Source organism: Hymenobacter rubidus, from assembly GCF_016734815.1.
Classification (GTDB): Bacteria; Bacteroidota; Bacteroidia; order Cytophagales; family Hymenobacteraceae; genus Hymenobacter; species Hymenobacter rubidus.
Window position 1 is genome coordinate 86,883 of record NZ_JAERQF010000022.1, and the last position, 8,002, is coordinate 94,884.

The following is an 8,002-nucleotide window of genomic DNA, read 5'->3' on the forward strand; positions in this document are numbered from 1 at the left end:
CGTGTTCAACTCCCTCAAGGCTTTCTTTATCCTCGGCGCCGCTGCGCTGCTGAGTTCCTGTGCGAAAGAGGCGTATATGTTCACCTCCTTTCGCGAACCGGCGACCGACGGGCTGCACTTCCTCTACAGCTACGACGGCTACAAGTGGCAGGACGCGGGCAAGTCATTCCTGACGCCGCAGGTGGGCCCCAGCAAGCTCATGCGCGACCCCAGCATCGCGCAGGGGCCGGATGGCACCTACCACCTCGTGTGGACCTGTGGCTGGAAGGGCGACAAGGGTTTCGGCTACGCCAGCTCGAAGGATTTGGTGCATTGGTCGGAGCAGCGGTTTATCGACGTGATGAGCCACGAGCCCAGTACCGTGAACGTGTGGGCCCCCGAAATCTTCTTCGACCCGCCCACGCAGCAGTTTCTCATCGTGTGGGCCAGTACCATCCCGCTGCGCTTCCCGAAGGGCCAGGAAGAGGAGGACAACAACCACCGCCTCTATTACACCACGACCAAAGATTTTAAGACCTTCTCGGCCACCAAGCTTTACCTCGACCTTGGGTTCAGCGCCATTGATTGCGAAGTGCTGCGGCGTGGCATCGATGACTATGTACTAGTTGTAAAGGATAACACCCGTCCTGAGCGCGACATCAAAGTGGCGTTCGGCCCCACTGCCACCGGCCCATTCCTAAAGGTATCCGAACCATTTACGGCCAACTTTACCGAAGGTCCCAGCGTGGCCAGGTTGCCGCACAACCAATGGCTGGTGTACTACGATGCCTACCGCGAGAAGAAGTATGGCGCCGCCAAAACTAGCGACTTCCTAAACTTCACCGACGTTTCGGCCCAAGTTAGCGTGCCGACAGGGCACAAGCACGGGACCATCTTCATGGTGCCGCGCAAGACGCTCAAGAATCTGTTGCAAACCGCGCCGGTAGGAAGGGCGGGTGCAACCTCAGCTACCGGAAAACCATGAGTAAGTTTTTTACCGCGCAGACGTCGCGCCTCACCCCCCGGCCCCCTCTCCGAAAAGGAGAGGGGGTGCGTTCAACGAAACTTTCGGCTGGCACCCCCTCTCCTTTTCGGAGAGGGGGCCGGGGGGTGAGGCGCGCACTCGCGCCGCTTGCAATCCTCTTGCTCCCCGCCCTCACCTACGCCCAAACCGCGCCCGAAACCATCCGCTACACCGGCACCACGCTCAGCAACGTGGACTACCACCACGGCCAGCTGCGGCCGGCCATCGGCACGCACGCCCGGCAGGTGTTGCGCGCCAACCGCGAGCACCCCGACGCGGCCAACGGCGAGGGCTGGACCTACAACCACGCGCCCATGCTGGCCTACTGGAACGGGCAGTTTTACTACCAGTACCTCAGCAACCCCGTGGGCGAGCACGTGCCGCCCGGCCGCACCCTGCTGCTGACGAGCAAGGACGGCAACACCTGGACCAACCCCACCGTCATCTTCCCGCCCTACCGGGTGCCCGACGGCTTCACCAAGCCCGACCAGCCCGGCAAAGTGGCCAAGAACCTGGTGGCCGTGATGCACCAGCGCATCGGCTTTTACACCTCGAAGAAAAACCGCCTGCTGACCCTGGGCTACTACGGCGTGACCCTTGATGCCAAGGACGACCCCAACGACGGGCAGGGCATCGGCCGGGTGGTGCGCGAGGTGCTGCCGGGCGGCAAATTCGGCCCCATTTACTTCCTGCGGAATAACGCGACGTGGGATAAGTCGAAATCGACTTATCCCTTCTACACCACCAGCAAGGACAAGGGTTTCGTGGCCGCCTGCGAGGAAATCCTGGCCAACCCGCTAATGATGCAGCAGATGGTGGAAGAGCAGGACCGTAACGACCCCTTGATTCCCATTAAGAAGGATTACAAAGCCTTCAGCTACTACCACTTGCCCGACGGCCAGCGCGTGGTGGGCCTCTGGAAGCACGCCCTCACCACAATCAGCCCCGACGGCGGCAAAACCTGGCCCAACCCGGTTATCCGGGCGCCGCACTTCGTGAACAGCAACGCCAAAATCTGGGGTCAGCGCACTTCCGATGGCCGCTACGCCACGGTGTACAACCCCTCGGAGTTCCGCTGGCCGCTGGCGATTTCGACCAGCGAAAACGGCCTCGATTACACCGACCTCTGGCTGGTGCACGGCGAAATCACGCCCATGCGCTACGGCGGCAATTACAAGAGCTACGGCCCGCAGTACGTGCGCGGCATCCAGGAAGGCGACGGCGTGCCGCCCGACAAAAAGCTGTGGGTGAGCTACAGCGTGAACAAAGAGGACCTGTGGATAGCCTCGGTACCCGTGCCCGTGCGCGCCACCGCCAGCAGCCACGCCAACGAGGTTTTCGCGCAGCTACCCGCCGGGCAGGAGCTGGACCAATGGAACACCTACAGCCTCGTGCAGGCCCCGGTAGAAATCGGCAAGCTGCCCGATGGCAGCAAGACGTTGGTGTTGAAGGATGCCGATAAGTTCGATTACGCCAAGGCCGAGCGTATCATCCCCGAAAGCAAGCAACTGGTGGCCGAGCTGTCGGTGGTGCCCGGACAGAACGACCACGGCCTGCTGCAAATCGAGTTTCAGGATGCCAAGGGCCAACCCGCCGTGCAGCTTTCCTTCGACTCCACCGGCACGCTCAGCTACAAAGCCGGCGCCCGCTTCAAGGGCGTGACCAAGTACCAAGCCGGCCAGCAGCTCGACCTGCGCGTGACCCTCGACGCCCCCAACCGCACCTGCACCATCACGGCCAACGGCAAGACCAGCACCTTCATCTTCTTCGCCCCGGTAGCGTCCTTCGAGCGGGTGATGTTCCGCACCGGCCCCGCCCGCCACTTCCCCACGCCCGACACGCCCGCCGACCAAGCCTACGACCTGCCCAAAGCCGGCGAATCGGAGCCGTTGGCAGTGTTTTACCTCAAGTCGCTGAAGACGTCGGCGGGGGAGGTGAAGACGCCCTGACGTGGCGCCTCACCCCCCGGCCCCCTCTCCGAAAAGGAGAGGGGGAGCCACGACCACATGGTTTGTTGCTCGCTTATATCACTTCCCACTACTTGAATGGAATCGACCGAGCCGTATTTGCCGCAGGATAAAATCTTCACTGCTGATAAGAAGCAGTATGGCAAGCTTGAGCTAAAAGCGCGAGCTAGAGGCATGCGCCACGAGCCTACGCCTGCTGAGGAAAAGCTGTGGCGACAGTCGCGCGGCAGCCAGCTAGGAGTGAAGTTCCGTCGTCAGCACAGCATTGACCGCTACATCGCGGACTTCGTGTGCCTCTCGCATAGGCTGATAGTAGAACTGGACGGTTCCGGCCACCTAGAACCCGACCAAGCTGACTACGACAGTGGCCGCTCCGCCATGCTAGCCGAGCTAGGCTGCCGCGTGCTTCGCTTCTCAAATGAGCAGGTCCTCAACCAAACCGAAACAACTCTGGCAGCCATAAAAGCTAGCCTATAAGAACCCCCAACGTCTCCAAACCTATCAAAAAGTCGTCAGGCTCCCCCTCTCCTTTTCGGAGAGGGGGCCGGGGGGTGAGGCACCACGCCCGCACAACATGCTCAAATACCTACTAGCCCTCCTGCTTCTCCCGCTGAGCCAGCTCCACGCCCAGCGCACGGAAACCCAGCTGCTCTCCGGCCCCGACAAAGACCACACCGTGAAGTGGCAGTTCTACTGCACCGCGGGCCGCCATTCGGGCAAGTGGACCACCATCCCGGTGCCGTCCAACTGGGAGTTGCAAGGCTTTGGCAAGTACAACTACGGGCACGACAAGGACACCGCGCGGGGCAAGGAAAAGGGCCTCTACAAGTACCAGTTTAAGGTGCCAGCCGGCTGGCAGGGCAAGGTCGTGAACATCGTATTCGACGGCGCCATGACCGATACCGAAGTCAAAATCAACGGCCAATCGGCCGGCGCCATCCACCAGGGCTCGTACTACCGCTTCCGCTACGACATCTCGAAGCTGCTGAAATACGGTAAAACCAACCTGCTCGAAGCCACCGTGGCCAAGCACTCGGCCAACGAATCGGTGAACGGCGCCGAGCGGCGGGGCGACTTCTGGCTGTTTGGCGGCATTTTTCGGCCGGTGTTTCTGGAGGCGCTGCCGGTGGCCCACATCAGCCGGGCCGCCGTGGATGCGCGGGCCGATGGCACCTTCCGGGCCAGCGTGACTACCAGCGGCGCAGCCGATGAAGTAGTGGGCCAGCTCTATACCCTGGCCGGGCAGCCGGTCGGCGGCGAGTTCCGGACGGCCGTGGCGGCGGGCAGCCCCGCGCAACTCCAAACCACCGTGCTCAACCCCCAGCCTTGGACACCCGAAACCCCCAACCTCTACCGCGTCACATTCACGCTCCGGCAGGGGGGGAGGGACGTGCACACCATCAGCAAAACCATCGGCTTCCGCACCGTGGAGCTACGCGAGCGTGAGGGCTACTACGTCAATGGCGTGAAAATCAAGTTCAAGGGCGTGTGCCGGCATTCGTTCTGGCCGTCGTCGGGGCGCGCTACCAGCCCGGCACTGAGCGTGATGGATGTGAACCTGATGAAGGACATGAACATGAACGCCGTGCGCATGTCGCACTACCCGCCCGACGACCATTTTCTGGAAGCCTGCGACTCGCTCGGCCTCTTTGTGTTTGACGAAGTGGCCGGCTGGCACGCCAACTACGACACGCCCACCGGCACCAAGCTCGTGGAGGAAATGGTAGTGAAAGACGAAACCCATCCCAGCATCATCGGCTGGATAAACGGCAACGAGGGTGGCCACAACTTCGACCTCGACCCCGTGCTCGACCGCATGGACCTGCAAAAGCGTCCCGTGGTGCACGCCTGGCAGGTGTTCCGCGGCACCGATACCCAGCACTACATCAACTACGACTACGGCAACGGCACCCACCTGCACGGCCACAACGTGGTGTTTCCCACCGAGTTTCTGCACGGCCTCTACGACGGCGGCCACGGCGCGGGCCTCGAAGACTACTGGGAGCAAATGTGGCGCGAGCCGCTCTCGGCCGGCGGCTTCCTCTGGGACTTCTCCGACGCCGCCGTGGTGCGCACCGACAAGGGCGGCATCCTCGACACCGATGGCGACCACGGCCCCGACGGCATCCTGGGGCCCTACCGCGAGAAAGAAGGCAGCTACTTCACCATCAAGGAAGTATGGAGCCCCGTGTTCTTCGAGCGCCGCGAAATCACGCCCGCCTTCGACGGCACCTTCCGCATCCAAAACCGCTTCACCTACACCAACCTAAGCGCCTGCCGCTTCACCTGGAAGCTCGCCCAGCTGCCCACACCCGGCAGCCTTGCCACGCCCATCACGCGCACCGGCACCATCGCCGCGCCCAGCATCGCGCCCACCGAGTACGGCCCGCTCAAGCTGGCGCTGCCCGCCGACTGGCAGCAGGCCGACGTGCTCTACGTGACGGCCACCGACCCTAGCGGCCGCGAAATCTACACCTGGAGCTGGCCCATCGCCCGCCCCGCGCAGGTGGCGCAGCGGCTGGTGCCCACCACCGGCCCTGGCGCCGCCAGCCTCACCGAAACCGACTCGCTCTACACCACCACCGCCAACAGCGTCACATGTACTTTTAGCCGCCGCACCGGCCTGCTGCGCCAGGTGCGCAACGCCCAGGGCCTCATCCCGCTCACCAACGGCCCCGTGCTGGCCGAGGGCGAAACCGCCTTCGAAGGCCTCACCCAGCGCCAGGACGGCGCCAACGTGGTCATCGACGCGAAGTTTGGCAAGGCCAGCCGCTACCAGTCGCTGCAATGGACGGTGTACCCCTCCGGCTGGGTCCGCATGACAGCCAAGTACTTCCCCAAAGACTACGATTTTGCCCTGGCCGGCCTCAGCTTAAGCTACCCCGAAAAGGAGGTAAAAGGCATCCTGTGGCGCGGCGACGGCCCCTACCGCGTCTGGAAAGACCGCATGAAAGGCACCAACCTAGGCGTGTGGACCAAGGCCTACAACAACACCAGCACCGGCGAGCCCGACGGCACCCAGAGCCCCCAGTACCCCGAGTTCAAGGGCTACTACTCCAACTTCTACTGGCTCACGCTCCAAACCACCGGCCAGCCCCTCACCATCGTCTGCGACCAGGAAGACGTGTACCTGCGCCTTTTCACGCCCCGCTTCGCCGCCAAGCCCTACAACACGGCCCCGGCCTTCCCCAGCGGCAACCTCTCGTTCATGCACGGCATCACGCCCATCGGCACTAAGTCGCAAAAAGCCGAAAACATGGGCCCCATGGGCAAAACCAACATGTACTACGACTACAGCAAAGACCCGTCCTACGCCAAAGAAATTACCCTCTACTTCGATTTCACCGCCAAGCCCGCTGCTAAGGCCGTCGGGAAGTGGTAGGAGGGAACCTAATTTGCTACCATAGAACGGTCATGCTGAACGCAGTGAAGCATCTCTACCGCCTCGTTGAACGACTTGACAACGAAGTAGTAGAGATGCTTCACTGCGTTCAGCGTGACCGTTCTAGGTTTATTTAATCTGCAAAAGTTGCACTTATGGGCAACTTTCGTAGTTTTGCTAAGTGAGTCAGAAACACCGAACCGTCACTTTCTACAAAGACTACTTCCATCAGTTTTTCGTGCAACAGCGCGACAAGGTACAAGCCAAAATAATCTGGACGCTGGACTTGGTAGAACAGCTGGAACGGGTGCCTGAAACGTATCTTAAGCACCTGGAAGGCACCGATGGTTTGTATGAAATACGAGTGCAGCTAGCCAGCGACATTTTTCGCATCTTCTGCTTTTTCGATGAAGGCAAACTGGTCGTCTTAGCGAATGGCTTCCAGAAGAAAAGCCAGAAGACGCCGAAAGCAGAAATTGAGAAAGTTCTGAAAATCAAACAAGAATATGAGCACGAAAAGCGATAACCTTACTACCTTGAGCGAGTTCAAGGACCAGCACTACGGCAAGCGCGGCACGCCCAAGCGGGAAGAGTTGGAAGCAGGTTTCGAAAGCTTCAAGCTCGGTGCCCTGCTGCATGAGGCCCGCTTGGAGCGCGGCCTGACCCAGGAAGAACTAGCCGAGAAAGTCGGCACTACTAAATCGTACATTTCCAAGATTGAGAACAACGTAAAGGAGGTGCGCCTATCCACCTTGCAGAAAATCGTGGAAGTTGGCTTGGGAGGCCGCATTTCGCTGGCTATCAACTTCTAGTCCGTTGCTTTAACAGCACAGTCATGGCAAAGCTGACACGATACACAAGCTTCGAGGCGCTGAAATCGGATATTCAGCCCAATACACGCACCGAAGCAGAGCGGGATAGAGTGTATACAGAACTCGAAGAATTTATCAAGCTTTTACAGCAGGATTTAGCTGCCAAGAAGAAAGCGGAGCGTTCTGATGGACAATAAGCTAATCAGCGCCCTGCTGACGGTTTGTAGTGTCCTCCATAAGCACGGCGTTGATTACCTCGTCGTTGGCGGAATTGCGGTTGCGCTACATGGCTATTTCCGGCGTTCAATTGCTTCAAATGGCGTAGTTGCGGATAAGGTCGATTTAGATATCTGGTATAATCCGACCTATGGCAATTACTTCAAGGTACTGAAAGCATTGGAACAGCTTGGCCAGGATGTCGCGAAATACAAACAAGAGCAGACGCCGAATCCTAAAAAGTCTTTTTTCAAGTATAGTTTTGAAGACTTGACGCTTGCCCTGCTGCCGGAGTTGAAAGCGCCGCTAAGATTCGGAGTGTCTTTCGCAAACCGAGAAGCTGCTGCTTTGGGCGAAGTCAGTATCCCCTTTATCAGCTTTGATGATTTGCTGGCAGACAAAGTAGTAAATGGCAGGCCGAAGGATATTGTTGACATTGAGCAATTAAAAGCCAAAAGAAAATCAGACGAGCTATAGGGAAATAAATGTTTTCCATGAAGAGGACTTTGCCAAAGGCACTATCGATAGTAATTCCTCTGGTCTTGCTGTAGGCTTCCCCTCGAAGTAGGCCAGTGAAAAGTAGAGGAAAGGGGTATATTTTCTCACTCTTTCCCTACTGCCC

Annotated in this window: 8 protein-coding genes; all 8 read left to right on the forward strand. The window is 59.5% G+C overall.

Annotated elements, in window-relative coordinates; translation table 11 throughout:
- Position 1 precedes the first annotated feature (1 nt).
- The 8 genes from JKL48_RS15110 to JKL48_RS15145 all read left to right on the forward strand — a co-directional run bounded on the left by JKL48_RS15110 (position 2) and on the right by JKL48_RS15145 (position 7,857).
- Positions 2–964, forward strand: a complete 963-nt coding sequence (locus JKL48_RS15110; RefSeq protein ID WP_201983929.1) for a glycoside hydrolase family 43 protein — start codon at positions 2–4, stop codon at positions 962–964.
- 158 nt (positions 965–1,122) lie between these two features.
- A complete protein-coding gene (locus tag JKL48_RS15115) occupies positions 1,123–2,952 on the forward strand; it encodes an exo-alpha-sialidase (protein ID WP_236668823.1) in 1,830 nt (609 codons plus the stop codon).
- Between the two features lie 96 nt (positions 2,953–3,048).
- A complete protein-coding gene (locus JKL48_RS15120; protein ID WP_201983932.1) occupies positions 3,049–3,447 on the forward strand; it encodes an endonuclease domain-containing protein in 399 nt (132 codons plus the stop codon).
- A 97-nt stretch (positions 3,448–3,544) separates the two neighbouring features.
- Complete coding sequence (locus tag JKL48_RS15125) at positions 3,545–6,352, forward strand: glycoside hydrolase family 2 protein (protein WP_201983935.1); 2,808 nt, start codon at positions 3,545–3,547, stop codon at positions 6,350–6,352.
- Between the two features lie 238 nt (positions 6,353–6,590).
- On the forward strand, positions 6,591–6,878 hold the full coding sequence (locus JKL48_RS15130; RefSeq protein ID WP_317191948.1) for a type II toxin-antitoxin system RelE/ParE family toxin: 288 nt from the start codon (positions 6,591–6,593) through the stop codon (positions 6,876–6,878).
- Positions 6,859–7,164, forward strand: coding sequence for a helix-turn-helix domain-containing protein (locus JKL48_RS15135; RefSeq protein ID WP_201983939.1), 306 nt, complete (start codon positions 6,859–6,861; stop codon positions 7,162–7,164). Before JKL48_RS15130 ends, JKL48_RS15135 begins: the two co-directional genes overlap by 20 nt.
- Before the next feature lie 23 nt (positions 7,165–7,187).
- A complete protein-coding gene (locus JKL48_RS15140; protein WP_201983940.1) occupies positions 7,188–7,361 on the forward strand; it encodes a hypothetical protein in 174 nt (57 codons plus the stop codon).
- Entirely contained in the window at positions 7,351–7,857 is a 507-nt protein-coding gene (locus JKL48_RS15145; RefSeq protein WP_201983941.1) for a hypothetical protein, read from the forward strand. The genes JKL48_RS15140 and JKL48_RS15145 overlap by 11 nt, the downstream gene beginning before the upstream one ends.
- Positions 7,858–8,002 lie beyond the last annotated feature (145 nt).

Excerpts from the sequence above, each read along its gene's own strand:
- JKL48_RS15120 (WP_201983932.1), top strand. The coding sequence starts at position 3,049 with ATGGAATCGACCGAGCCGTATTTGCCGCAGGATAAAATCTTCACTGCT.
- JKL48_RS15125 (WP_201983935.1), top strand. The coding sequence starts at position 3,545 with ATGCTCAAATACCTACTAGCCCTCCTGCTTCTCCCGCTGAGCCAGCTC.
- JKL48_RS15135 (WP_201983939.1), top strand. The coding sequence starts at position 6,859 with ATGAGCACGAAAAGCGATAACCTTACTACCTTGAGCGAGTTCAAGGAC.
- JKL48_RS15140 (WP_201983940.1), top strand. The coding sequence starts at position 7,188 with ATGGCAAAGCTGACACGATACACAAGCTTCGAGGCGCTGAAATCGGAT.
- JKL48_RS15145 (WP_201983941.1), top strand. The coding sequence starts at position 7,351 with ATGGACAATAAGCTAATCAGCGCCCTGCTGACGGTTTGTAGTGTCCTC.